The organism is Ramlibacter paludis, from assembly GCF_022012305.1.
Classification (GTDB): Bacteria; Pseudomonadota; Gammaproteobacteria; order Burkholderiales; family Burkholderiaceae_C; genus Ramlibacter; species Ramlibacter paludis.
This window is the reverse complement of record NZ_JAKLTM010000004.1, coordinates 577,602-601,625: the sequence shown is the minus strand read 5'-3', so window position 1 is coordinate 601,625 and position 24,024 is coordinate 577,602. Positions and strand designations below refer to the sequence as shown.

Below are 24,024 nucleotides of genomic sequence, written 5' to 3'. Positions count from 1 at the left end.
GGGTGGCGAGTCCGATGGCGAGTCCCGGCAAGAAGGCCTTTCCCCTGCGGATCGACCCGGTCCTGTGGGAGGAGGTCGAGCGGCTCGCTGCGCAGGAACTGCGCAGCGTGAATGCGCAGGTGGAGTTCCTGCTGCGCGAGGCGCTGGTCAAGCGCGGGCGCCTGCCGTCCGCGGCGGCGCAAGCGAAGAAGGAGAACCGCAAGTGAAGCATCGTTGCCTGTCCACGGTCCTGGCCTGCGTGCTCGCTGCGTCCCAGGCGCATGCGCAGCTGCGCGAGTCGAGCGCGGAGGAAAAGGCGCTGGACGCCGCAGCGTTCACGGCCGTCGACGCGCAGCTCGCGCAGCGCTTCACCGACGTCGAAAGCGTGGTCGTGCTGCTGCGCGGCCGCGTGGCCTACGAGTACTACCGCGACGGCCAGCGCGAGCGGCTGCGCGACGTGCAGTCGGTGCAGAAGAGTGCCTTGTCGGCGCTGACGGGCGCCGCGCTGGCCGAGGGCCGCATCGCGAGCCTCGACCAGCCGGTGCTGGACCTGGTGCCCGAATGGCGCGCCGCCAATGCCGATCCGCGCGCGGCGGCCGTCACCGTGCGGCATCTCTTGACCATGACGTCCGGCTTCGACCCGCGCACGATGCCGATGCAGCCGCCGCTTGCCTGGGCGCGTCCCTTCGCGGCCGATCCCGGCGCGCAGTTCGCGTACGACAACCCCACCATCCCGGTGCTGGCCGCGGTCATCGAGAAGGCCACCGGCATGCCGATCGCCGACTACGCGCGCCGCAAGCTGGTGCAGCCGCTGGCGATGGCGGAGCCGGGCTACGGCCGGACCTTGATGCTGCGCACCATCGACCTGGCCAAGCTCGGCCAGCTGTTCCTGCGCAACGGCGAGTGGGATGGGCAACAGCTGGTGCCGGCCGACTACGTGGCGGCCGCGACGCGCCCGCAGAACGCCGGCGGCCCGCCCGTCTCCATGCCTTATGGCTACATGTGGTGGGTGCTGCCCACCGAGGCGCCGCGCCGCACCTTCATGGCCAGCGGCTGGGGCGGGCAGCTGTCCTGGGTGTATCCGCCGCTGGACCTCGTCGTGGCCATCACGTCAGCGGCCACCGAAGGCAGCCAGCAGCGCGGCCACGCCATCGCGCTGCTGCGCAACGGCCTGTTTGCCGCCGCGTCCGCGCGTGCCCGAGAATCGGCGACGGCCTCCAACAACCGGACGACACCATGAGCAACGAAGCACGCTACGCCAACTACCGGGCCCTGAGCCTCCGGCGCCACGACCACGGCATCCTCGAGATCGTCATGGGCGCGGCGCAGAGCGCCAACCAGAAGCTGTCCACGGCCGACCATCGCATGCACGCCGAGCTGTCGACGATCTGGGCCGACATCGACAAGGACCCGGAGGTGCGCGTCGCCATCATCCGCGGCGAAGGCAAGGGTTTCTCCGCCGGCGGCGACCTGGGCCTGGTGGAGGAAATGGCGAACGACTTCCACGTGCGCGCCCGCGTCTGGCGCGAGGCGCGCGACCTGGTCTACGGCGTCATCAACTGCAACAAGCCGGTGGTGTCCGCGATGCACGGGCCGGCGGTCGGCGCCGGACTGGTCGCCGGCTTGCTGGCCGACGTCTCGATCGCCGCGAAGACGGCGCGCATCATCGACGGCCACACGCGCCTGGGCGTCGCCGCCGGCGACCACGCCGCCATCGTCTGGCCGCTGCTGTGCGGCATGGCCAAGGCCAAGTACTACCTGCTGCTGTGCGAAGCGGTGTCGGGCGAGGAGGCCGAGCGCATCGGCCTGGTGTCGCTGGCGGTCGACGAGGCCGACCTTTTGCCGCGCGCCTTCGAGGTGGCGGAGAAGCTGGCGAAAGGTTCGCAGACCGCGATCCGCTGGACCAAGTACGCGCTGAACAACTGGCTGCGGATGGCCGGCCCGAGCTTCGACAGCTCGCTGGCGCTGGAGTTCATGGGGTTCGCGGGGCCGGACGTGAAGGAGGGGATTGCCTCGCTGCGCGGCCGGCGGCCGCCGAACTTCGAGACCGATTCCCCGTTCTGAACGGGAAACCTCACGCGACCGACGCCGCGATCTCGTACGACCGCATCCGCGCCGCGTGGTCGTGGATCTGCGACGTGACCATCAATTCGTCCGCGCCGGTCTTCTCCACGAAAGCCTGCAGCCCGCGCCGCACGGTGTCGGGCGAACCGATCGCCGAACACGACAACACGCTCGCCAGCAGCGCGTGCTCCTGCGGCCCCAGTGACTCGAGGTAACCCGGCTTGGGCAGCGGCAGCTTGCCCGGCCGCCCGCTGCGCAGGTTGACGAAGGCCTGCTGTAGCGACGTCGCCAGCAATGCCGCTTCTTCATCGCTGTCCGCGGCGATCACGTTGAAGCCCAGCATCACGTACGGCCTGGCCAGCTGCGCCGAGGGCTTGAAGTTGGCGCGGTAGACCTCGATCGCCTCCAGCATCTGCTGCGGCGCGAAGTGCGAAGCAAAGGCATAAGGCAGGCCCAGCATCGCCGCCAGCTGCGCGCCGAACAGGCTGGAGCCCAGGATCCAGATCGGCACCTTGGCGCCGCGGCCCGGCACGGCGCGCACGGACTGGCGCGGCTCGTCGGACAGGAAGTCCATCAGCTCCACCACGTCGCGCGGGAATTCGTCGGGATCGGTCTGCAGCGTGCGGCGCAAGGCGCGCGCGGTCACCTGGTCGGAACCCGGCGCGCGGCCCAGGCCCAGGTCGATGCGGCCGGGGTACAGGGCCTCGAGCGTGCCGAACTGCTCGGCGATCACCAGCGGCGAGTGGTTCGGCAGCATGATGCCGCCCGCGCCCACGCGAATCGTCTTCGTGCCGCCGGCCACGTGGCCGATCAGCACCGAGGTCGCCGCGCTCGCGATCCCCGGCATGCCGTGGTGTTCGGCCAGCCAGTAACGGCGATAGCCCAGCCGCTCGGCATGCTGGGCGAGTGCAAGGGTGTTGCGAAAGGATTGGGAAGCGTCTTGCCCTTCGGCAATGGGGGCGAGGTCGAGGACGGACAACGGAATCATCGGCCGATTCTGGCCCGATTGCCCTTTTCATGGGCGCCGCGCTTCCTGCGTCACCACGGCCTACGGGGACTTCGCTTTCGTCGCCTCGTCGTCCACCGCCTTCTGCACGGCCTTGTAGAACGCGTCGCGCTTGCGCGCGGCTTCGCTGTCGCGGGCGCCGCCGGCCCAGTTGGCGTTGGTGACGATCACCAGGCGCCGCTTCGGGTCGAGGAAGATGCCCTGGCCGAAGATGCCGATGGCGCGGAAGGTGCCGTCGTCCCAGGTCCACCACTGGTAGCCGTAGCCGCGGCCCGGCTGGTCGATGGAGACGCGCGAGGTCGTCGCCTCGGTGAGCCAGCCGTCGGGGACGATGCTCTGCCCGTTCACCTTGGCGCCATCCAGCACGAACTGGCCGAAGCGGGCGTAATCGCGCGGCGTCGCCTGCAGGCAGCAGCCGCTGATCTCCTTGCCGGTGCGGCTCAGGATCCAGGTGGCCTGCTGCTCCATGCCCGCGGGCACCCAGATCTTTTCCGAGAGGTAGGTGGCCAGCGGCTTCTTCGTGGCCTGCGCGACGAGGATGCCGACCAGGTTGGTTTCGCCGGTGCTGTAGTTCCAGCGGGTGCCCGGTGGCGCGGCGCGGGGCAGCTGGCGCAGGTAACTCACGAGCGCGTCCACGCCGTCTTCGGGCTTGTGGTTGTTGAAGCGCGCCACGTCGGAGGTGGGGTCGCTGTAGTTCTCGATCCAGCGCACGCCGGAGGTCATCGTCAGCAGCTGGCGAACGGTCACGACCTCATACGCAGATCCCTTCATCTCGGGGATGTAGTCGGTGAGCTTGTCGTCCATGCTCCGGATGTAGCCGTCCTTCAACGCGGCACCGACCAGCATCGACGTGACGGACTTGGCCACCGAGAAGCTGGTCCAGCGTCCGCTCGCATCGAAGCCGAGGCCGTAGCGTTCCAGCCGCAACTTGCCGTCGTGCACGACCAGCACGGCGGCGCTGCGCTGGCCGGCCATGAAGGCGTCGACGTCGACCGGCAGCGCCAGCGGCGGGCCGGGCGGCAGCGGCGAGGGCGCGGGGCCGGCCGGCACGACGTGGTTCTTGGCGACCAGGGTCAAGTGGTCGAGCGCGCGGAAGGCGGCGTCGCGCTGGTCCTGATTCCAGAACAGCAGGTCCTTGTTGGTCGGCAGCGTGGCCAGCACCCCGCGCGTCTCCTTGTCCAGGCTGAACCAGCCGGCGGCCGCCGCAACGGCGACGACGGCAACGAACCCCAATGCGATCTTCCTGGCCTGCATGGACTCTCCTCGACCGTGGCGATGGCCGCATTGTGAACCCGCGCGGTAGTCCGTCTCCGACGCCGAGCAAGGGGCCCCGACTACGCGCGTCGCGCAGGCGACCCCAACAATCGGGGCTCCACTCCAGGAGAAGAGTCATGCCGACCGAAAACCAGCGCAGCCAGGAAGCGGAGAACGACCCCAAGTTGCGCGAGGACGAACCGATCCCCGCGGCTTCCGAAGACAAGGTGCTGGAGGAAACGGCGCGGCTGGCGCGCGAGGGCCGCAAGGAACTGGCGGCCGATCCCAAGGAACCGAAGACGCCGAAAGAGTAGGCGCTTATTGATCGGCGTCGTGGTGGGCGGCCATGCCGAGGCCGCCGACCGCCATCCCGCCGCCCAGCCCGGAACTGCCGCCTCCGCCACCTCCGGCGCGTCCACCGCCGCCGTTGCGGCCTTCCGCGCCTGAAGCGCGGACGCCGCCGCGCGCGCCGCCCGCTGCGATGCGCGCAGGGCCCTGCCGCGGCACGGCCAGTCCGGCCACCGGTTCGAGGTCCAGCGCTTCACGGATGAACTCGCGCAAGGCCACCACCAGCTCACCGGTTTCCACGTGGCGCCCGGCGACTAGGTCGTTGGCCGCCGCAACCGCCAGCCGCACCTGGTCCGCGGTGCCCAGCAGGATGATGTCGGAGAGGGCGGCTTCGACCGCGTCGCGGATGCGGCGGCGCCGCTCGGAGCCGGCCGCGGGCGTGGCCAGGTCCTTCAGGTGGCTGGGGTCGACCGACAGGTTGCCGGTGAAGGAGCCGCCGAGCGTCTTGTAGGCGGCGATGAGCGTGCGCAGGCGCTCGTTGATCTGCCGGTTCTCGCGTTCGCGCCGGCGCTGCACCGTCTGCATCACCAGCAGCCGGACGCCGACCATGATCAGCGTCACGACCGCCAGGCCGAGCAGGGTGGTGAGCAGCGAGTGCCAGGAACTGAAATCGAGCGCGGAGCGCATCCGGCCTTTATGCGCCGGTGCGGCCGCGCTGGATGTGGGCCTGGGCGGCGGCGGCGCGTAGGACCGGCGCGGCGCCGGCTTGCTGCGACTCGCCCGAGAAGGCGGCCGCGGCGCTGCGCACGGCCTGGTGGCTGGCGCTCTCCGCAAGCACCCAGGCGCTCGCCAGGAGGGCGGCCACGGTGACGGCGGTGCCGAAACGGGCGATGGCGGACAACTGCGGCTGCAGGGCGGGTTGGCGGGTGGTGGCGGCGGTCGTGGTGGTCATCTTCTCTCTCCTGTTGCGCCGGTCGTGGCGCGATGGGGTGGACTTTAGGGACGGGGCCGCCGGGCCGCGAGCGGAGTGCGACGAACTGCAGGGCGGCGCGACGAACCGTCGAAAATCGCGGGGGAAGCGGGACGCGGCCCTCCTACAAGCGCTGCCGCCGTGGTCGCACCCGGGCGGCCGGCCGGGCCCTTAAGGTCGGTGCATGAAGACGACTTTCCTCGTTCCGGCCTTGCTGGCGGCCGCCCTGGCGGCGCCGTCCTTCGCCGCCACCCCCGAAGCCGCAGCCAAGGCGGACAAGCCCGCCGCGCCTGCCAAGGCCGCCAAGGCCAGCGCCAAGAAGACCTCCGCGAAGAAGCCCCAGCCGGCGGCCAAGGCCGCCGCCAAGCCCCAGAAACCCGGCCCGCTGGCCGACTTCGGCGCCGTCACCCCGTCGGCCGACGTGAAGCACGTGGCCAACTGGGTTTCGTACACGCACAACGCCGGCAACCGGGCCTTCGTGCTCGTCGACAAGAAGTCCGCGCAGGTCTACGTGTTCGACCCCAAGGGCAAGCTGGTCTCGAACAGCACCTCGCCGGTCTTGCTCGGCCTGGCGCCCGGCGATGCCGTCCACCCCGTGGGCAACAAGCCGATCTCCAAGCTGAAGGAAGAAGAGAAGAACACGCCCGCCGGCAAGTTCCTGGCGCAGCCGGGCAAGAACAACCACGGCGCCAACATCATCTGGATCGACTACAAGAATTCCCTGTCCATGCACAGCATGCACAGCGTGTCGGCCGCCGAACGCCGCGGCGACCGCATGGCCACGCCCGATCCCGAGGACAACAAGATCTCCAACGGCTGCATCAACGTGCCGCCCAAGTTCTACAGCAGCGTCGTCTGGCCGACCGTGCGCAAGTACGGCGCCTACGTCTACGTGCTGCCCGAGACGCGCACGCCGCAGCAGCAGTTCGGCTCGTTCGACGTCCCCATCGGCTGACCGCACGCTGTCCTTGACCTGGCGCAAACCGGCGCCGGCGTTTTCCTCCAGACTGCATCGACAGGCTGAGGAGAACGCACATGGACAGCACCCTGGTCGTCTTCTATTCGTACACCGGCGTCACCCGGCGCGCGGCGCGCCTGCTGGCGTCCCAGCACGACTTCGCCCTGGGCGAGGTCACCGATGTGGAGCCCCGCGCCACCTGGCGCTGCGTGTTCGACTCCCTGCTGCGCAGGCATCCGCCCATCCGCTATGAAGGCCCGGATCCGGGCCGGTTCCGCAACGTCGTCCTGATGACGCCCGTCTGGGCGTACCGGCTGGCCGGCCCGATGCGCACCTTTGCCACGCAGTACCGGGAGAAGCTGCCCCGGGCCGGCGTGATCTGCACGATGAATTCGGGCGGCGCCCCCAACGTGTTCCGCGAGCTGTCCCACATCCTCGGGCATGGCCTGATCCGCGCCGGGGCCTTCACGGCGGGCGGGATCGAGGACGGCACGGCGACGGCGGACCTGGTCGACTTCGGCAGCCGGCTGGACGAAAGGCCGGTGCCGCAGCCGACCGTCCATCACTTCCCGTCGGTGCTGCCGATGGATTGAGCTTTCCCTTCCGGAGCAAGACCATGACCGCAAGCTACCAGCAGATCCTCGTGCATCTCGACCCGGGCGTCGCTGCGCCGGCCCGCCTGGCCTTTGCGCGCAAACTTGCCGAGCAGCAGGGCGCGGCACTGGCCGCGCTGTATGCGACCACGCCCGTCTTCGTCGGCTTGCCCTACGCGCCCGAGATGGTGCCTTCGATGGCCGAGGCCCTGGCCGCGATCGAAGACGAACGCCGGGAGCGCACCCACAAGATGTTCGACGAGACCTTGCGCACGCCGGGCGCGCCGGTGGCCTGGAGCGAAGCCATCGAGTTCCCGATCGAGGCGGTGGTCGCGCAGCAGGCCTTGTTCGCCGACCTGCTGGTGCTGGGCCAGCGCCATCCTGGCGACCCGCTGGCGGCCTCGGTGCCGCCCGACTTCGCCGAGGCGGTGATCATCGCCAGCGGCCGCCCGGCGATCGTCGTCCCTTACGTCGGCGGCACCGGCCGCCTGGGCGAGACGGTGGCGATCGCGTGGAAGGAAACACGCGAAGCGGCGCGGGCCGTGGCGGCGGCGCTGCCCCTCCTGCAGCGGGCGAAGAAGGTCCACGTGCTGTGCTGGTCCGAGGAGCCGGCGGCAGCGGTGGAGGGCGCCGGGCTCGACCTGCGCGGCTACCTGCACCGGCACGGCGTGGAGGTCGACTGGCAACACGGCGGACCGGCACCCGCGTCGTTCGGCGAGGCACTGCTTTCGCGCACCTTCGATCTCGGCGCCGACCTGCTGGTCATGGGCTGTTACGGCCACAGCCGCGCGCGGGAGTGGGTGCTGGGCGGCGCCAGCCGCAGCGTGCTGGACGCGATGACCTTGCCGGTGCTGATGGCGCACTAGGCCGCGGCCTTCAGGCGAGCAATTCCTCCACGGCCTCGGCCAGCAGCCCGCGCACGCCGATCGCATTGCTCGGATGCGGCACGGTGTCGCAGCTGACCAGGCGGCGGATGCCGGCCCGGCATAACGCCTCCACGCCCTCCGGCCCGATCAGCGCGTGCGTCGCCACCGCCAGCGGCGCGCGCCAGCCGGACTCGCGCAGCACGGCGGCCGCGGCCACCAGCGTGCCGCCGCTGGAGACGATGTCGTCGAGCAGCACCGGAAGGCGGCCTGCGGGCGACACACCGGACGGCAGCTGGATGCGCACGTCGTGGTCGCCCAGGCGCTCCTTGCGCAGCACGGCGAAGGGCACGCCGGCCCGTGCCGCAACGTCGGCGACCCATTGCTCGCTCTCGGCATCGGGCCCCACCAGGATGCAGCCGGGCGCCTCGCGCGCCAGCCAGCCGGCGATGGCGGGCGCCGCCGGGACCACGCGCGCGGGCACGTCGTAGATGTCTTCCAGGCGCCGCCAGCGGTGCAGGTGCGGGTCGACGGTGACCAGGAAGTCGACGGCCCGCGACAGCAGCTTCGCGTAGCTGCGCGAGGTGATCGCTTCGCCGGCGCAAAAGCGCATGTCCTGCCGCATGTAAGGCAGGTAGGGCACGACCAGGCCCACCTGCACCGCGCCGAGCTCGCGCGCCGCATCGGCGGCGAAGAGCAGGGGCCAGGTCGCGCCGTCCGGTTGTTCCAGCTGCGCCGCGAGCACGACGCGCATGCCTTCGACCGGCACGGGCAGGCGCACGCCGCTCTCGCCGTCGGGGAAGCGGTGGACCTCGATCCCGACCGCGGGACAGCGCAGGCGTTCGGCCAGTGCGGCGCCCAGCGGGGCGGCGCCCGGCAGGCTCAGCACCAGCGGGTTCACGCGTCCTCCATGATGTGCACGGTTTCCATCTGAGCCTGCGCGTAGGCGAGCGTATAGGCGAGTTCGCCGGGCGAGACGGCATGCAGCGTGAACAGCGGCTGGCCGCGTTCGACGAAGTCGCCGTTGCGCACGTGCAGGTCGATGCCGGCGGCCTGCGCCTGCGGCGCGCCCGCGAGCTTGGCGATGCGCGAAAGCCGGCGGTTGTCGATCGCCTGCACGGAGCCGCTGCGCGGCGCGGTCACCACATGCCGGTAGGCCGCGACGGGCAGTTCGCGCATTCCGCCCTGGGCTTCGCAGATGTCCTGGAACTTGCGCCAGGCGCGGCCGTCGGCCAGCACCTGCGCGGCCAGCGCGCCGCCGGCGCCGGCCACGGCGGCGCCGCCGAATTCCAGCAGCTGCCCGGCCAGCAGCAGCGCGCGCTGCGCGAGGTCGTGGGGCGCCCCCGGCTCGCGGCGCAGCACCGCCAGCACGTCGCGTGCCTCCAGCGCCGGGCCGATGCCGCGGCCTATGGGCGCCGAGCCGTCGGTGTGCACCACGTGCAGCTGGAGACCGATCGCGCGCGCGGTTTCCTTCAGCTGGTGGGTGAGCACGTGCGCGGCATGCGGGCTGCGCACCTTGGCCGTGGTGCCCACCGGCATGTCGATGAGGACGTGGGTGGCGCCGGCTGCCGCCTTCTTCGACAGGATCGAGGCGACCAGCTGCCCCTGGCTGTCCAGGTCCAGGGGCCGCTCCACGCGGATCAGGACGTCGTCGGCCGGGCTCAGGCGCACCGAGCCGCCCCAGGCGATGCAGCCGCCGGTGCGCTCCACCGTGCGACGGATGGCGGCCACGTCGAGGTCCACGGGCGCAAGCGTCTCCATGGTGTCGGCCGTGCCGGCCGGTGAAGTGATCGCGCGCGACGAAGTCTTGGGCATGCGCAGCCCGCAGGCCGCGACGATGGGCACCACCACCATGGTCGTGCGGTTGCCGGGCAGGCCGCCCACGCAGTGCTTGTCCATCACCACGCCCGGCTCCCAGGTGATGCGCTCGCCCGCATCGACCATCGCGCGCGTGAGGGAGGCGGTCTCCTCCAGGTCGAGCCGGTCGCCGGCGCAGGCCGTCACGAAGGCGGCAAGCTGCAGTTCCGAATAGCGGCCGGCGGCGACGTCGCCGATCACCGCGCGCAGTGCGCCTTCGGTCAGCTTGCGGCCGTAGACCTTGGCCCGCACGTGGCCCAGCGACTCCAGCGGCGGCGGATGGCGCAGCCGCACGGGCGTGCCTTCCTCGCCGCGCAAGGAGCGCCAGGCGGCTTCGGACACGGCGGCCTCGCCGAGCGCGACGAAGCCGCCGTGGACGACGTTCAGCGTCGCGATGACGCTGCGTTCGCCCAGGCTGATCTCCACCCGCGACTGGGCCTCGAAGCCTTCCGAGCGGCAAACGGGGTCGTCGCGGTGCATGTAGAGCACCGGCTCCTGGTAGGTGTCGATGCCCAGCCGCCGCAGGCGCAGCTGGCTGGAGACGGTCGCGGGCGGTGGGAAATCCATTGCCAGCCCACTCTAGACCCCGCCGCGGTCCGGGTCTTGATGCAGGTCAAGCGGCGGCCCGGCGGCCTGCCTACAGTCGGGTCGATGAACAGCGCCGCGCAGGGATTGACCACGGATGAAGCCCGCGAGCGGCTCGCCCGCTTCGGCCGCAACGAGTCGGCGGAAGCGCGCGACCACAGCCTGCGCCACGTGCTGGCCGCAGTGGCCGGCGAGCCGATGTTCCTGCTGCTGCTGGCAGCCGCGGCGCTCTACCTCGCGATCGGCGACCTCGGCGAGGGCCTGCTGCTCTCCTTCTTCGCGGTCGTCTCGGTCGGCCTGGTGATGCTGCAGCAGTACCGTGGCGAGCGCGCGCTGCAGGCCCTGCGCGAACTGGCCGTGCGGCACGTGCGCGTGCTGCGCGACGGCGCCACGGTGCGCATGCCGGCCACGGAGCTGGTCCCGGGCGACTGGATGCTGGTGGGCGAGGGTGAGCGCATAGGCGCCGATGCGCTGCTGCGCGAAGCCAGCGCCCTGCAGGTCGACGAATCCCTGCTCACCGGCGAGTCGGCGCCGGTGCGCAAGCGCACGGGCCCGGCGGCGGGCGAGCCGGTGCCCGGTGGCGACGATTCCCCGCACGTCTTTGCCGGCACGCTGGTGGTCGGCGGCCATGGCGTGGCGGAAGTCACCGGCACCGGCGCGCGAACGCAGATGGGCCGCATCGGCGGCTCGCTGGCCGGCATCGAGACGCAGGCCACGCCGCTGCAGCGCCAGGTGGGCCGGCTGGTGCGCTGGTTCGGCGTGCTGGCGCTCGCGCTCAGCGCCGCGCTGGTGCTGTGGTACGGCCTGCGCAGCGGCGACTGGCTGCAAGGCGTGCTGGCAGCGCTGGCCTTCGCGATGGCCATGCTGCCGGAAGAGATCCCGATGGTGCTCGCGATCTTCATCGGCCTGGCCGGCTGGCGCATGGCGCGGCTGCAGGTGCTGGCGCGCCGGCCCGCGGTGATCGAGGCCCTGGGCGCAGCCACGGTGCTGTGCGTCGACAAGACCGGCACGCTCACGGAGAACCGGCAGCGCCTGCGGCGGCTGGCGAGCGGCGGCGCCGACTTGGATCTCACCGCGGGGGATGCGTTGCCGCCGTCCGCGCGCAGCCTGCTCGAATACGCAGTGCTCGCATCGCGCCGCGGCAGTGCGGACCCGCTCGACCAGGCGCTCCTGGCCGAAGGCGATGCGCGCCTCGCCGCCCCGCAGCTGCATGCGGACTGGGAGCTGTGCCGCGAGTACGCGCTGACGCCGGAACTGCCGGCCATGTCGCATGCCTGGCGGCGTCCGGAGGGTTCCATCGAACTGGCAGCCAAGGGCGCCGTGGAAGCGATCGCCGACCTCTGCCGCCTGGCGCCCGCGCCGCGGGCGGCGCTGCTGCGCGAGGCCGAAGCACTGGCCGGCCAGGGCCTGCGGGTGCTGGCCGTGGCGCGTGGCAGCGCGGTGGCCGCCGGCCTCGCCGCGCAGCAGCAGGACCTGCCGCTGGACTTGCTGGGGCTGGTTGCCTTCGAGGATCCCTTGCGCGCGGGCGTGCCGGCCGCGGTGGCCGAGGCGCGCGCAGCCGGCATCGCGGTGGTCATGATCACCGGGGACCACGTGGCGACGGCGCTGGCCATCGCCGCGCAGGCCGGCATCCCCGTCGGCGCCGGCGCGCTGACGGGCGCCGAGCTCGCGCGCATGGATGCGCAGGCGCTGCGTGCCGCGGTGCGCGACGTGCGCGTCTTCGCCCGCGTGCTGCCGCAGCAGAAGCTGGCGCTGGTGCAGGCACTGCAGGCCAACGGCGAGACCGTGGTGATGACGGGCGACGGCGTCAACGATGCGCCGGCGCTGAAGGCCGCGCACATCGGCATCGCGATGGGACGGCGCGGCACCGACGTCGCACGCGAAGCCGCCGGGCTGGTGCTGCTGGACGAGGACTTCGCGCGCATCGTGGCCGGCGTGCGCGCGGGTCGGCGCACCTTCGACAACCTGCGCCATGCGATGACCTACATCGTTGCCGTCCATGTCCCGATCGCGGGGCTGGCGCTGCTGCCGCTGCTGTTCGGGCTGCCGCCCATCCTGCTGCCGGCGCACGTGGTGCTGACCGAGATGGTGATCGACCCGATGTGCTCCTTCGCCTTCGAGGGGGTCGCCGAACAGGACGGCCTGATGCGGCGGCCGCCGCGGCCGGCGCGCGAGGCCTTGCTCGGAAGGACCATGCTGCGGCAGGGCGTACTGGAAGGCGGCCTGCTGCTGGCCGTGGTGCTGGCCGTCTACGCCGGCGCGCTGCAGGCGCTCGACGCCGAGCAGGCGCGCACGCTGGCGGTGGTGGGGCTGACTGCGGGCAACCTGATGTTGGTATGGGTGAACACCGGCCCGCACGGCCGCCGCCAGCCGGCGCAGCGCGCGCTCTTCTGGATCACAGGCGGGGCGGCGCTCGCCCTCGGCGCCGCGATCGCCTGGCCGCCGCTGCGTTCGCTGCTGCAGTTCGGCGTGCCGCCCGCGCCGGCGGCGGCGGCCGATACTGGAAAGCATCACGAGGATCCCGCAAGGAGCAGGCCATGAAATCCGTCTTCCAGGAAAACGTCGGCAGCCTCGACCAGTGGCTGCGCTTTGCGCTCGGCTTCGTGCTGATCTTCCTGGCCGGCACCGGGGTGATCGGCGCCTGGGGCTACTTGGGCGTGGTGCCGCTGGCGACGGCGATGTTCCGCTACTGCCCGGCCTACCAGGTGCTCGGCATCCACACCTGCAGGCGGGGATGAAACCGCTGCTCATGTCCTGCCTCCTCCTGCTGGCAGGGGCCGCAGTCGCGCAGGAGCCCGACGCCGAGCGCGGACGGCTGCTGTATTCCAACCATTGCATCGAATGCCACACGGAGCAGATGCACTGGCGCACCTTGCACCAGGCGCGCGACTGGGATTCGTTGCGGGCGCAGGTGCGGCGCTGGCAGGGCGAGGCCCGCCTGCCGTGGAGCGCGGAAGACATCGACGCGGTGGCGCGGCACCTCAACGACACCATCTACGGTTTTCCCCGCCCCACCGCGCCGGTGGCCCGTGCGGTGCAACCGTGAGGCCGGCGTGCCCGGTCCTGCCGGTGCCACGGGCGCCGGCCCTCTGTTGCTCACGGGAGATTCCTCGCTGGAGTGGTGGTCGAATGCAGGAGCGCCGATCGCGCCGGTGTTTGACCTGCGTCAGTCGGCGCGTGCCGCGTGCGCCGCAGACTGGCCGCAGGTTTTTTGCAGAGGACGAACCATGAGCGACGCGGCGGCCATCCCCGGCACCACCTTGTTCGACGGCGTGCAGGCCCGCAAGGGCTACGCGCTCAACAAGATGTGCTTCTCCTTCAACAGCGCGGAGAACCGCGAAGCCTTCCGCCGGGACGAGGATGGCTACATGCGCCGCTATGGCCTCGACGAGCCGCAGGCCCGCGCCGTCCGCGAGCGCGACGTGGCCGGCCTGCTGGCGGCCGGCGGCAACGTCTACTATCTGGCGAAGCTCGCGGGCATCTTCGGCCTCGACGTGCAGGACCTCGGCGCGGCCCAGACCGGCATGGCCAAGGAGGAATTCAAGGCGATGCTCGTGCGCCACAACCAGCAGCCCGCGCGGCCGCAAGCCTGAGGAGACGCACATGGCAACGATCGTCGGCGGCTTGACCACCTCCCACGTGCCGGCCCTCGGCGGCGCGATGGCGCGCGGCGTGCAGGGCGAGCCCTACTGGAAGCCCTTCTTCGACGGCTTCGCGCCGGTGCACCGCTGGCTCGATGCGGTGCGGCCGGACGTGGCGGTGGTCTTCTACAACGACCACGGCCTGAACTTCTTCCTGGACAAGATGCCCACCTTCGCCGTGGGCGCGGCCGCCGAGTACCGCAACGCCGACGAGGGCTGGGGCATCCCGACGCTGCCGCCCTTCCGCGGCGAGCCCGGGCTGTCCTGGCACCTCATCGAGCACCTGGTGGAGCGCGAATTCGACATCACCAGCTGCCAGGAGATGCTGGTCGACCATGCCTTCACGTTGCCGCTCAAGCTGTTCTGGCCGCAGGGCTGCCCGGTCGCCACCGTGCCGGTCGCGATCAACACGGTGCAGTTCCCGCTGCCGAGCGCGCGCCGCTGCATCGCGCTCGGCAAGGCGGTGGGCGAGGCGATCGCTTCCTGGGACAGCGACCAGCGGGTGGTCGTGATCGGCACCGGCGGCCTGAGCCACCAGCTCGATGGCGCGCGCGCGGGCTTCATCAACAAGCCGTTCGACCTGCAGTTCATGGACAGCCTGGTGGACGATCCCGAATGGGCCGCGCAGTTCAGCATTCCCGAGCTGGTGGAGAAGGCCGGCACGCAAGGCATCGAACTGCTGATGTGGCTGGCTGCGCGCGCGGCCGTGCCCGGGCCGGTGCGCAAGGTGCACGGCAACTACCACATCCCGATCTCGAACACGGCCGCCGGGATGATGGCGCTGGAGCCCGCGTAAGCGGGCCGCCTCGGGAACCGCGGTCTTTCAGGCGTGAACGAACCGCGCCGCGGCGAACACGTCTTCGGTGTTCACCAGGCGGGCGCTGCAGCCGAGCAATTCGGTGTGGATCTCGATCGCCTCTCCCACCAGGTCCTGCCAGCAGCGCACAGTGTCGGCGAGATCCTGCTGCAGCAGCGCGGCCTGCGCCGCCATCACGTCGAAGCCCGGCGTGGCGCCCTTGCCTGCCTGCGGCGTGGCTGCATGCCGGCGCAGGATCTGCTGGCTGGTTTGGTCCTGGATCTTGCGCATCGCCTCGAAGCCGCGCAGCAGTGCCGCGCTGCTGTCGGTGAAGACGGCCATCTGCTGCTGCCCGAGCTCGGCGAGCCGGTTGACGGGCGTCGGCGTGGCCGTGCCGGCGGGCGTGCGGGTTGCGGTGGCATTCCTGGAGGCCATGGTTCTTTCCCTTCGCGCTTTGTGGAGCTTCGATTCTGGGCAGCCCGCGCGCGGGCGCATTGATCTGCCGCAACCGCCCCGGACTTGCGAGGCCTACGCTCAGGCCATCCCGTCTCCGCGCAGGAACCGCCATGAGCATCCGCAACCTCGACCGCCTCTTCACTCCCCGTTCGGTCGCCGTCGTCGGCGTGTCCGCGCGGCCGGGCAATCTGGGCGCCATCGTGTTGCGCAACCTGCGCGCCGGCGGATTCGCGGGGCCGCTGTGGGCCGTCAACCGGCATCGCGGCGAGGTCGACGGCATGGAGGTGCTGCCCGGCGTGGCGGCGCTGCCGGCCGCCCCCGACCTGGCGGTGATCTGCACGCCCGCGGCCACGGTGCCCGGGCTCATCGCGGAGCTGGGCCGCAAGGGCACGCGGGCCGCCATCGTGCTCAGTGCCGGCATGAAGGAGAAGACCGCCGACGGCGCCACGACGCTGGAGCAGGCGATGCTGGACGCGGCGAAGCCCTTCCTGCTGCGCATCCTGGGTCCCAATTGCATCGGCGCGCTGGTCCCGGGGGTGGGCCTGAACGCCAGCTTCGCGCCGTGCAGCGCCGCCCCTGGCGAGATCGCCTTCGTGACGCAATCCGGCGCGCTCGCCACCGCGATGCTCGACTGGGCGCAGGGCCAGGGCATCGGCTTCTCGCACTTCATCTCGCTGGGCGACAGCGCCGACGTGGACTTCGGCGACGTACTCGACTACCTGGCGAGCGACGCCGGCACGCGCGCCATCCTGATGTACATGGAATCGGCCCGGCACGCGCGCAAGTTCATGTCGGCGGCCCGCGCGGCCGCGCGCAACAAGCCCGTGATCCTGGTCAAGGCGGGCCGGGCGCCCGAGGGGGCGCGCGCCGCGGCCTCGCACACCGGCGCGCTGGCCGGCTCCGACGCGGTCTTCGAGGCCGCGGTGCGGCGCGCCGGCATGCTGCGGGTGGACAGCCTGGATGCGCTCTTCGATGCGGCGCAGACGCTGTCGCATCCGCGGCCCTGGGTGGGCGAGCGGCTGGCGATCCTCACCAACGGCGGCGGTGCCGGCGTGCTGGCTGCCGATGCGCTGGCGCTGCGCCAGGGCACGCTGGCCGAGCTGTCGGACGCGACGCTGCAAGCCCTCGACGCTTGCCTGCCGCCGGGGTGGTCCCATGGCGACCCGGTGGACATCATCGGCGACGCGCCGGTCGCCCGCTATGGCGATGCACTGCGCCTGCTGCTGGCCGCGCCGGAAGTGGACGGCGTGCTGTTCCTGCATGCGCCGACCGCGATCGTTCCGGCAGCCGAGATCGCCGAAGCCTGCCTGCCGCTGCTGCGCGAAGCGCGCAAGCCGGTGCTGGCGTGCTGGCTGGGCGGGCCGGCGGTGCAGGCCGCGCGCGAGGCCTTCGCCCGCGGCGGCCAGCCCTGCTACGCGACGCCGGAGCGAGCGGTCGAGGCCTGGCTGCAGCTGGTGCACTACCACCGCAACCAGGCCGCCTTGCTGCAGCTGCCCGACGCGCATCCCGGCGCCATCCGGCCCGACCGGGCGGCCGTGCGCGACGTGCTGGAGGACGCGCTGGCGGGCGGACAGGAATGGCTGGACGCGCACCAGGCCATGGCGCTGCTGGCGGCCTACGGCATCCCGGTGCTGCGCACGCGCAAGGCCTGCGACCTGGAGGAGGCGCTGGACGCGGCGGCCGACCTCGGCTACCCGGTGGCGCTGAAGATCGTGTCGCCGGACATCGTGCACAAGTCCGACGTCGGCGGCGTTGCGCTGAACCTGGCGTCGGGCGACGCATTGCGCAAGGCGGCGATGCTGATGCGCCAGGCGATTGCCCGCTGCCGCCCGCCCGCGCGCTTCGCGGGCTTCACGGTGCAGCCCATGGCCACGCGCAAGCACGCGCGCGAACTGATCGTGGGCATCGCCAGCGACCCGGTGTTCGGCCCGCTGGTGCTGTTTGGCGCCGGCGGCACCGCGGTGGAAGTGCGCAAGGACACCGCCATGGAACTGCCGCCGCTCAATGCGACGCTCGCGCGCGAGCTGGTGGCGCGCACGCAGGCGGGCCGGCTGCTGGGCGGGTACCGCGGCCAGCCCGGGGCCAACCAGGCGGCGGTGGTGGACACGCTGCTGCGCGTGGCGCAGATGGCCGTCGACCTGCCCTGGATCGCCGAACTGGACATCAACCCCTTGCTCGCGGATGCCGACGGCGTGCTGGCGATCGATGCGCGCATCCGCCTGCGGGATGCCGCCGCCGACGCGCAGGACCGGCTGGCGCTGCGGCCCTATCCCTCCGAGCTGGAGGGGAGCATCGACGCGGGCGGCCGCAAGCTGCCGGTGCGGCCGATCCGGCCCGAGGACGGCGAACGGCTTGCCGCTTTCTATGCCGGCGCCGAGCCCGCCGACCTGCGCCTGCGCTTCTTCCTGTCGCGCCGCTCGGTGCCGTCCAGCGAACTCGCGCGCTATTGCCAGATCGACTACGAACGCGAGATGACCTTCGTGGCGCTGGACGGCGAGCGCATCGCCGGCGAAGTGCGCGCCGTCTGCGACCCCGACAACGTGGTGGCGGAGTTCGCGATCCAGGTCGCTTCGGATTGGCAGCGGCGCGGCCTCGGCCGCGCGCTGCTGCGCAAGCTGCTCGCCTACCTGCGCGCGCGCGGCACCGCCGAGGTGGTGGGGCAATGCCTGCAGGAGAACGCCGGCATGCTGGCGCTGGCCCGCAGCGAGGGCTTCGAGACCTCTCCGGAGACCGAAGGCACGGTGCGGCTGCGCTTGCGCCTGGCCTGAGCGGCTAAGATCGTCGTCCCCGGCGAGCACTCCACGCGCCGCCGGGTGCGTGCATGCAAGCCTCCCCAGACGTCACCCCCTACATCGGCAAGCTCATCCAGTTTCGCCGCGACCTCCACACCCATCCCGAGCTGAAGTTCGAAGAGACCCGCACCGCGGGCCAGGTGGCCGCCTGGCTGCAGGCGCTGGGCCTGCCCGTCCACCGCGGCATGGGCGGCACCGGCGTGGTGGCCACGCTGCGCGGCACCGGTCCCGATGCCGGCGACCCCAAGCGCGCGATCGGCCTGCGGGCCGACATGGACGCACTGCCGGTGCAGGAGCTCAACCAGTTCGGCTACGCCAGCGCCAGCCCGGGCCTGATGCATGCCTGCGGCCACGATGGCCACACCACCATGCTGCTGGGCGGCGCGACGCTGCTCGCGCAGAAGCCCGACTTCAACGGCACGGTGCACTTCATCTTCCAGCCTGGGGAAGAGGGCGGCGCCGGCGCGCGCAAGATGATGGACGACGGCCTCTTCGAACGCTTCCCGGTGCAGGCGGTGTTCGCGCTGCACAACTGGCCGGCGCTGCCGGCCGGCCAGATGGGCGTGCGCATCGGGCCGATCATGGCGTCCGCCATTCGCTTCGAGATCCGCGTGCGCGGCAAGGGCGGCCATGCGGCGCAGCCTCACACCACGGTCGACCCGATCCCGGTGGCCTGCAGCATCGTCGGCCAGCTGCAGACGCTGGTCTCGCGCAGCGTCGATCCGCTCGACAGCGCGGTGCTGACCGTCGGCAAGATCGAATCCGGCACGGTGGAGAACATCATCCCGAACGAAGCCGTGATCTACGGCACCTGCCGCACGCTGGGGCAGGCCACGCTCGACCTGCTGGTCGAGGGCATGGAGCGCATCAGCACGCACGTGGCGCAGGCGCACCGCGCGAGCGCCGAAGTGATCATCAAGCCGGGCTACCCGACCACGGTGAACCATCCCGAGGAAGCGCGCTTCATGAACCGGGTGATGGGCGAGGTCGTGGGCGCAGGCAACGCACACTTCGACGTGCTGCCCGCCATGACCGCGGAGGACTTCGGCTTCATGCTGGAGCAGGTGCCGGGCGCCTACGGCTTCATCGGCAATGGGCCCGACGGCAAGCCGGGCATCAACCTGCACAACGCCGCCTACGATTTCAACGACGACAACCTGGGCCGCGGCGCCACCTTCTGGGACCGGCTGGCGCGCGAGTGGTTCGCGCAAGCGCGCGCATGAGCCTCGACGCCATCAAGCGCCGGTTCCGCGACGGCCGCCAGGCCGAGGCGATCGCCGAACTCGAAGCGCTGGCCACGCGCGAGCCGGGCCGCGCGGATGCGCGCCGCACGCTGGCGATGATGCACGTGATGACGCGCTCGTTCGCGCGCGCGCTCGAACTGCTGCAGGCGCTGCGCGATCCACGGAAGCCGGATGCGGACCTGCTGTTCAACATCGGCATGTGCGAGAAGGAACTGGGCCGCTTCACCGAGGCTGCGACGACATTCGGGGCCTACACCGAATCCTTCGCGGGGGACGCGGGCGGCTGGGCGAGCCTGGCGGAATGCCAGTTCGAGCTGCAGGCCTTCGAGGAAGGCATGGCCTCCGCCCGCCGCGCCATCGCGCTCGATCCGTCGCTGGCGAGCGAACTGGCGCGCCGGCAGGCTGCGCGCGGTGACGCCGCGCAAGGCGCGCAGGGCGCGGTGCACGACCGCGCCGCGCTGGCGCTCGATCCGCGCGACGACGCCACGCTGAAGAAGGCGACCGTGCGCCTGCTGGAGATCGGCCGCGGCCAGGACGCGATCGCGCTGTGCCGCGAAGTGCTGCGGGCCGATCCCGGCAACCTCACGGCGCGCCTGGGCGCCGAATGGGTGCTGTCGCAGCAGGTGCCGCTGTGGCACGTGCCGATGATGAACGAGCAGGAGCGCAACCAGGCCTTCCACGACGGCCTGCGCGCCGCCGTCGTGCCCGGCCAGCTGGTGTTCGAGATCGGAGCGGGCTCCGGCCTGCTGGCGATGATGGCGGCGCGGCTCGGGGCGGAAAAGGTCGTCACTTGCGAAGCCGTTCCCCTGGTCGCCGAGACGGCCGCGAAGATCGTGGCGCGCAACGGCCTGCAGGACCGGGTCACCGTCTTGTCCAAGCCTTCGACCGAGGTACGCGTGGGCGCGGACCTGCCGGCGAAAGCCGACTTGCTGGTGCACGAGATCTTCTCCAGCGAACTGATCGGCGAGTTCGTGCTGCCGGCCATCGAGGACGCCAAGGCGCGCCTCTTGAAGCCCGGCGGGCGCATCCTGCCCTCGGCGGCCAGCATCATGGTGGCGCTGGTGGGCGGCGAGGACCTGGGCAAGCACCTGCACGTCGACCAGTCCTTCGGCTTCGACCTGCGCGAGTTCAATGCGATCCACCCGCGCAAGCGGCCGCTGTACCGCGAAGACCTGTCACCGCTCCTGCTGAGCCAGCCCGTGGAGGCCTTCCGCTTCGACTTCCAGGGCCGCTCCAGCTATCCGGCGGAGCGCAAGCGACTGCAACTGGCGGCGACGCAGGCCGGCGCGTGCTACGGCGTGATCCAGTGGATCCGCATCGAGCTGGGCGAAGGCGTGGTGTTCGAGAACCATCCGGCGCGCCAGCGCCGCGTGTCGAACTGGCAGCACACGGTGTACGGCTTCGGCGACCCGGTGCAGTTGCAGCCGGGCCAGGTGCTTGCGGTCGACGCCTGGCACGACCGTACGCGGCCCTGGTTCGACCTCGCTTCCTCGTAGGGTGGGTTCGCGGAGCGACCCCACCGCGCTTGTCAAGTCCGCCGACTCATTCCTGCGGTCTCTCCGGGTCTCTGCGTGCGTTTTCACTCGGAAACGGCGACACTCGAGGGATGCCCAAGAACCTGACCCCGGCCGCCGACCTCGACACCATCGTGACCCTGATCGAGGACGCCGCTGACCTCACCCCCAAGGAGCTCGAACAGGAGCGCCTGGCCAAGGTGGAAGAACTGAAGAAACTCAGCTGGATGACCCACAGCGCCGAGCAACTCGCCGGCCGCATCCCCGTCTCCGTGTTTGCCATGGGCGACCTCGTCGCTGCCGAATAAGCCGACACGCGCTAGGAAACTCCCTTAGGCGGCGCGCATCCGCGCCCCTACCCAATCCGTTGCATTCCGCGCCGCGACTTGAAGGTCGCGGTGCGTTCCCGCACATGCATGGCGCAAGGCCTTGCCTAGAGTTCATGGCGTCGGATGCGCAGCCGACGATCCAGCAAACGATTCACCTTCCAAGGAATCACCATGAACCGCAACATCGCTTTCGCCTTCGTCCTCGCCACCGCTGCCGCCGCCGGCACTGCCTTCGCCGACGACATCACGCTGGAGCCGACGCAGTTCGTCTCGACGCTCACCCGCGCCGAAGTGCGGGCCGAGATGCAGCAGGCCCGCGCCGCGGGCACCGGCGCCTGGGCGCCGGACTATGACCAGCTCGCCGGCTTCCGCAGCGAACGCAGCCGCGCCGACGTCACGGCCGACTACACCGCCGAGCGCGACCACGTCGCCGCGCTGAACGGCGAAGACAGCGGCTCGGTGTACCTGGCCCGCAGCGACATGCCGCAACCGATCCGCGTGGCCGCCGCCCGCTGAAGCACCCGTTGTCTCCTCGCCCGCACCCGCGGGCGTTTCCCAGGCGCCGCGATTGCGGCGCTTTTTTTTTCGCGATCCGGGGCAGCCGCGGTTCGTTCCTCACCACGGCCTACGAGGGCAGCGCCTGCGGCCGTTGGTAGGCCGTGGTGAGCGCGCAGCCGAACCGCGGCTTGTTGCGCACGCGGCCCGACTCCCTGCGCTTTCCCGTACGAAATCGCACTTCGCCCGCGCGCGTGCCTGCCTAACCTTGCTTCCACTCATTGAAGGAGACCGCCATGCACCGCATCGCTTCCCTGCGCACCGTCCTCGCCGCCGCCCTGCTTGCCTGCTGCGCTGCTGCCCAGGCCCAATGGATCGAGCCGGCGCTGCAAACGGGCGTCGCGCCGACCTCGCGCGAGGCGCAGGACGCGCGCTTCCGCGAAGCGGTGCGGCTGCACAAGTTCGGCCGCTGGTCCGCCGCCTACGGCCGCTTCGCCGAGCTGGCCGACGAAGGCCACGTGCCCGCCGCGCGCGCCGCGCTCGCCATGCTACGCAACGGCCCGCGGGTCTACGGTACGGACTGGGCGGCCACGCCCACGCAGGTCGCCGGCTGGGAGCAGGCCACCGGCACGCGAGGTGCCATCAAGATGGCGGCGCAGGCGGAGTGAGCCGTGTCCGAATCCGGTCATTGGGTCGAGCAGGCAGGCGACGTGATCGCCGCCCGACTGTGGGGCGATGCCTCCGAAGCCCTGTTACGCCAGCTGCAGGAGCAGGTGCTGCAACTCACCGCGCAAGCGCGGCGTCCGCGCGTCCTGCTCGACGTGCTGGCGCTGAATCCGCCGGCCGTGGAACTGGCGGCCCTGCAGCGCAAGCTCGATGAGGACCGGCGCGCCATGGGCCTGCGCCGCGCGATCGTGGTGCCCGACAGCCGCCTGGCCTACTTCGCCCGCCTGGCCTTCGGCGAAGGGAACTACCGCATCTTCTACAACGACCGCGTCGCGGCGCTCAAGTGGCTGGGGCAGGAGCAGCCGGTGCGCAGCACCGAATGCTAGCGCGCCGAGGTGACGCGCTTCGCCACCTGCGCGATCGTCCGGTTGCGCACCGCCTCCGGCGCCTTGGTCTGCGTGAGGAAGGCCGCCACGATGATGGGCGGCCGGTTCGGCGGCCAGAAGATGCCCACGTCGTTGGTCGTGCCGTGCGCGCCGGTGCCGGTCTTGCTGCCCATGGTCCAGCCATCCGGCAGGTCCGCGCGCAGCCGCAGGTGGTTGGTCTCGGACGCGCGCAGCCATTTGGCCAGCTGCTCGCGGCCGGGCGGCGCCAGCGCGTTGCCGATCAGGTGCGCATGCAGCACGCCGGCCATGGCGCGCGGCGTCGTGGTGTCGCGCGGATCGCCGGGCTTCGCTTCGTTCAGCGCCGGCTCCCAGCGGTCCAGGCGCGTGGCGTCGTCGCCGGCCGAGCGCGCATAGCGCGTCAGCGCCTGCGGACCGCCGAAGCTGGCCAGCAGCAGGTTGGCCGCCGTGTTGTCGCTTTCGGTGATGGCCGCGTGGCAGAGGTCTCGCACCGTCATCCCGTCGCCGCCCACGTGCCGCGAGGTGACCGGCGAGTAGGCCTTCAGCTGGTCGCGCGTGAAGCGGATGCGCCGCTCCAGCCGCTCCTGGTTCATCTCCACCCGGTGCAGGACGTACGCGGCGGCCAGCCACTTGAAGGTGCTGCACATGGGAAAGCGCTCTTCCAGGCGGTGGCCTTCGAGGCCGCCGCCGGCGCGCAGCACGGCGACGCCCAGGCGTCCCTTGGCTTCGCGCTCCAGGGCCTCCCAGGCGCTGTCCTCCGCATGGCTGGGCAGGGCGGCAGCGGCGGCGAGGGCGGCGAGCTGGAGGTGGAAGTGGCGGCGGTTGATCACGGCCCCGACGATACTAGACTGTCCCCATGCCCACCAAGACCTTCACCAGCGGCCGCATCCGCAAGGCCGACTACGACCCGGCCTCGCGCCAGCTCGACCTGCATTGGGAGAACAAGTCGGTGCTGGCGTACAAGCACGTGCCGCAGGAAGTGTTCCGCCGCCTGTGCGCCGCGCCCAATCCCGCGACCTACTGGGAAGACCGCATCGCGGAGGAATATCCCAAGGGCCGGCCGATGACGTCGAGCGCCGATCCCGGCGCGGCGAAGAAGCTCGGCGACCTGTTCGGCGGCGGGGACGCAACCGGGGAGTGAGCGAAGGCCGCCCCGGGATCCGAACCCGGTGCTCTCCTACAGCTCAGCAATGGGGAGAGGCATAGGATCGATCCACCATCACGAATCCATCCGCACACGGGCACGACCCCGGGCCCACGGCCAACCACC

The 24,024-nt window shown here is 71.4% G+C and carries 28 protein-coding genes; 20 read left to right on the top strand and 8 right to left on the bottom strand.

Going from position 1 to position 24,024, the window contains the following annotated elements; genetic code table 11:
- Positions 1 to 2: 2 nt before the first annotated feature.
- From LZ009_RS16630 to LZ009_RS16620, 3 genes are read left to right on the top strand one after another with little or no spacing between them, the layout of a single operon-like run.
- Positions 3 to 206 (top strand): type II toxin-antitoxin system antitoxin, encoded by a 204-nt coding sequence (locus LZ009_RS16630; RefSeq protein WP_275699069.1) that lies wholly within the window; start codon positions 3 to 5, stop codon positions 204 to 206.
- The gene (locus tag LZ009_RS16625; RefSeq protein ID WP_275699068.1) at positions 203 to 1,219 is read left to right on the top strand and encodes a serine hydrolase domain-containing protein; all 1,017 of its coding nucleotides are present in this window, start codon (positions 203 to 205) and stop codon (positions 1,217 to 1,219) included. Before LZ009_RS16630 ends, LZ009_RS16625 begins: the two co-directional genes overlap by 4 nt.
- The gene (locus LZ009_RS16620; protein WP_275699067.1) at positions 1,216 to 2,043 is read left to right on the top strand and encodes an enoyl-CoA hydratase/isomerase family protein; all 828 of its coding nucleotides are present in this window, start codon (positions 1,216 to 1,218) and stop codon (positions 2,041 to 2,043) included. The genes LZ009_RS16625 and LZ009_RS16620 overlap by 4 nt, the downstream gene beginning before the upstream one ends.
- A 10-nt stretch (positions 2,044 to 2,053) precedes the next feature.
- Here the strand turns inward: LZ009_RS16620 and LZ009_RS16615 are convergent, their stop codons facing one another.
- Positions 2,054 to 3,031, bottom strand: coding sequence for an LLM class flavin-dependent oxidoreductase (locus LZ009_RS16615; RefSeq protein WP_275699066.1), 978 nt, complete (start codon positions 3,029 to 3,031; stop codon positions 2,054 to 2,056).
- Positions 3,032 to 3,091: 60 nt separating this feature from the next.
- Positions 3,092 to 4,303, bottom strand: coding sequence for a serine hydrolase domain-containing protein (locus tag LZ009_RS16610; RefSeq protein ID WP_275699065.1), 1,212 nt, complete (start codon positions 4,301 to 4,303; stop codon positions 3,092 to 3,094).
- 137 nt (positions 4,304 to 4,440) lie between these two features.
- Here LZ009_RS16610 and LZ009_RS16605 point away from each other — a divergent pair, with 137 nt between their 5' ends.
- On the top strand, positions 4,441 to 4,617 hold the full coding sequence (locus tag LZ009_RS16605) for a hypothetical protein (RefSeq protein WP_275699064.1): 177 nt from the start codon (positions 4,441 to 4,443) through the stop codon (positions 4,615 to 4,617).
- A gap of 4 nt (positions 4,618 to 4,621) precedes the next feature.
- Here LZ009_RS16605 and LZ009_RS16600 read toward each other — a convergent pair whose 3' ends face one another.
- Positions 4,622 to 5,278, bottom strand: a complete 657-nt coding sequence (locus LZ009_RS16600) for a hypothetical protein (protein WP_275699063.1) — start codon at positions 5,276 to 5,278, stop codon at positions 4,622 to 4,624.
- Between the two features lie 7 nt (positions 5,279 to 5,285).
- Positions 5,286 to 5,543: a hypothetical protein gene (locus LZ009_RS16595; RefSeq protein ID WP_275699062.1), complete on the bottom strand. Its 258-nt coding sequence runs from the start codon at positions 5,541 to 5,543 to the stop codon at positions 5,286 to 5,288.
- 202 nt (positions 5,544 to 5,745) lie between these two features.
- Between LZ009_RS16595 and LZ009_RS16590 the strand changes: the two genes are divergently transcribed.
- The 3 genes from LZ009_RS16590 to LZ009_RS16580 all read left to right on the top strand — a co-directional run bounded on the left by LZ009_RS16590 (position 5,746) and on the right by LZ009_RS16580 (position 7,978).
- Positions 5,746 to 6,516, top strand: a complete 771-nt coding sequence (locus LZ009_RS16590) for a hypothetical protein (RefSeq protein WP_275699061.1) — start codon at positions 5,746 to 5,748, stop codon at positions 6,514 to 6,516.
- Positions 6,517 to 6,596: 80 nt separating this feature from the next.
- On the top strand, positions 6,597 to 7,112 hold the full coding sequence (locus LZ009_RS16585) for a flavodoxin family protein (protein ID WP_275699060.1): 516 nt from the start codon (positions 6,597 to 6,599) through the stop codon (positions 7,110 to 7,112).
- Positions 7,113 to 7,135: 23 nt separating this feature from the next.
- Entirely contained in the window at positions 7,136 to 7,978 is an 843-nt protein-coding gene (locus LZ009_RS16580) for a universal stress protein (protein ID WP_275699059.1), read from the top strand.
- 10 nt (positions 7,979 to 7,988) lie between these two features.
- Here the strand turns inward: LZ009_RS16580 and LZ009_RS16575 are convergent, their stop codons facing one another.
- Complete coding sequence (locus LZ009_RS16575; protein ID WP_275699058.1) at positions 7,989 to 8,876, bottom strand: ribose-phosphate diphosphokinase; 888 nt, start codon at positions 8,874 to 8,876, stop codon at positions 7,989 to 7,991.
- Positions 8,873 to 10,399 carry a thymidine phosphorylase family protein gene (locus LZ009_RS16570; protein WP_275699057.1) on the bottom strand — a complete coding sequence of 509 codons (1,527 nt, stop codon included), beginning with the start codon at positions 10,397 to 10,399 and terminating at the stop codon, positions 8,873 to 8,875. Before LZ009_RS16570 ends, LZ009_RS16575 begins: the two co-directional genes overlap by 4 nt.
- 84 nt (positions 10,400 to 10,483) lie before the next feature.
- Between LZ009_RS16570 and LZ009_RS16565 the strand changes: the two genes are divergently transcribed.
- From LZ009_RS16565 to LZ009_RS16545, 5 genes are all read left to right on the top strand, one after another.
- Positions 10,484 to 12,958: a cation-translocating P-type ATPase gene (locus LZ009_RS16565; protein WP_275699056.1), complete on the top strand. Its 2,475-nt coding sequence runs from the start codon at positions 10,484 to 10,486 to the stop codon at positions 12,956 to 12,958.
- Positions 12,955 to 13,155, top strand: a complete 201-nt coding sequence (locus LZ009_RS16560; protein WP_275699055.1) for a YgaP family membrane protein — start codon at positions 12,955 to 12,957, stop codon at positions 13,153 to 13,155. The genes LZ009_RS16565 and LZ009_RS16560 overlap by 4 nt, the downstream gene beginning before the upstream one ends.
- A gap of 11 nt (positions 13,156 to 13,166) precedes the next feature.
- On the top strand, positions 13,167 to 13,463 hold the full coding sequence (locus LZ009_RS16555) for a c-type cytochrome (protein ID WP_275699054.1): 297 nt from the start codon (positions 13,167 to 13,169) through the stop codon (positions 13,461 to 13,463).
- 181 nt (positions 13,464 to 13,644) lie between these two features.
- The gene (locus LZ009_RS16550) at positions 13,645 to 14,010 is read left to right on the top strand and encodes a protocatechuate 4,5-dioxygenase subunit alpha (protein WP_275699053.1); all 366 of its coding nucleotides are present in this window, start codon (positions 13,645 to 13,647) and stop codon (positions 14,008 to 14,010) included.
- A 10-nt stretch (positions 14,011 to 14,020) separates the two neighbouring features.
- Positions 14,021 to 14,854: a class III extradiol dioxygenase family protein gene (locus LZ009_RS16545; RefSeq protein WP_275699052.1), complete on the top strand. Its 834-nt coding sequence runs from the start codon at positions 14,021 to 14,023 to the stop codon at positions 14,852 to 14,854.
- A 27-nt stretch (positions 14,855 to 14,881) separates the two neighbouring features.
- On the opposite strand, the gene LZ009_RS16540 is transcribed toward LZ009_RS16545, so the two are convergent.
- Entirely contained in the window at positions 14,882 to 15,289 is a 408-nt protein-coding gene (locus tag LZ009_RS16540; RefSeq protein WP_275699051.1) for a phasin family protein, read from the bottom strand.
- Positions 15,290 to 15,420: 131 nt separating this feature from the next.
- Here LZ009_RS16540 and LZ009_RS16535 point away from each other — a divergent pair, with 131 nt between their 5' ends.
- The 7 genes from LZ009_RS16535 (at position 15,421) to LZ009_RS16505 (ending at position 22,736) form a co-directional block, all read left to right on the top strand.
- Positions 15,421 to 18,078 carry a bifunctional acetate--CoA ligase family protein/GNAT family N-acetyltransferase gene (locus tag LZ009_RS16535; protein WP_275699050.1) on the top strand — a complete coding sequence of 886 codons (2,658 nt, stop codon included), beginning with the start codon at positions 15,421 to 15,423 and terminating at the stop codon, positions 18,076 to 18,078.
- 53 nt (positions 18,079 to 18,131) lie between these two features.
- A complete protein-coding gene (locus LZ009_RS16530; RefSeq protein ID WP_275699049.1) occupies positions 18,132 to 19,325 on the top strand; it encodes a M20 aminoacylase family protein in 1,194 nt (397 codons plus the stop codon).
- Positions 19,322 to 20,842: a tetratricopeptide repeat protein gene (locus LZ009_RS16525; RefSeq protein ID WP_275699048.1), complete on the top strand. Its 1,521-nt coding sequence runs from the start codon at positions 19,322 to 19,324 to the stop codon at positions 20,840 to 20,842. The genes LZ009_RS16530 and LZ009_RS16525 overlap by 4 nt, the downstream gene beginning before the upstream one ends.
- Before the next feature lie 110 nt (positions 20,843 to 20,952).
- The gene (locus LZ009_RS16520) at positions 20,953 to 21,168 is read left to right on the top strand and encodes a hypothetical protein (RefSeq protein ID WP_275699047.1); all 216 of its coding nucleotides are present in this window, start codon (positions 20,953 to 20,955) and stop codon (positions 21,166 to 21,168) included.
- A gap of 192 nt (positions 21,169 to 21,360) precedes the next feature.
- Entirely contained in the window at positions 21,361 to 21,705 is a 345-nt protein-coding gene (locus LZ009_RS16515; protein ID WP_275699046.1) for a DUF4148 domain-containing protein, read from the top strand.
- Positions 21,706 to 21,980: 275 nt separating this feature from the next.
- Positions 21,981 to 22,352 (top strand): hypothetical protein, encoded by a 372-nt coding sequence (locus tag LZ009_RS16510; RefSeq protein ID WP_275699045.1) that lies wholly within the window; start codon positions 21,981 to 21,983, stop codon positions 22,350 to 22,352.
- 3 nt (positions 22,353 to 22,355) lie between these two features.
- The gene (locus LZ009_RS16505; RefSeq protein WP_275699044.1) at positions 22,356 to 22,736 is read left to right on the top strand and encodes a hypothetical protein; all 381 of its coding nucleotides are present in this window, start codon (positions 22,356 to 22,358) and stop codon (positions 22,734 to 22,736) included.
- Here LZ009_RS16505 and bla read toward each other — a convergent pair.
- The gene (bla, locus tag LZ009_RS16500; protein WP_275699043.1) at positions 22,733 to 23,584 is read right to left on the bottom strand and encodes a class A beta-lactamase; all 852 of its coding nucleotides are present in this window, start codon (positions 23,582 to 23,584) and stop codon (positions 22,733 to 22,735) included. The genes LZ009_RS16505 and bla overlap by 4 nt on opposite strands.
- Before the next feature lie 26 nt (positions 23,585 to 23,610).
- Between bla and LZ009_RS16495 the strand changes: the two genes are divergently transcribed.
- Complete coding sequence (locus LZ009_RS16495) at positions 23,611 to 23,895, top strand: KTSC domain-containing protein (RefSeq protein ID WP_275699042.1); 285 nt, start codon at positions 23,611 to 23,613, stop codon at positions 23,893 to 23,895.
- Positions 23,896 to 24,024 lie beyond the last annotated feature (129 nt).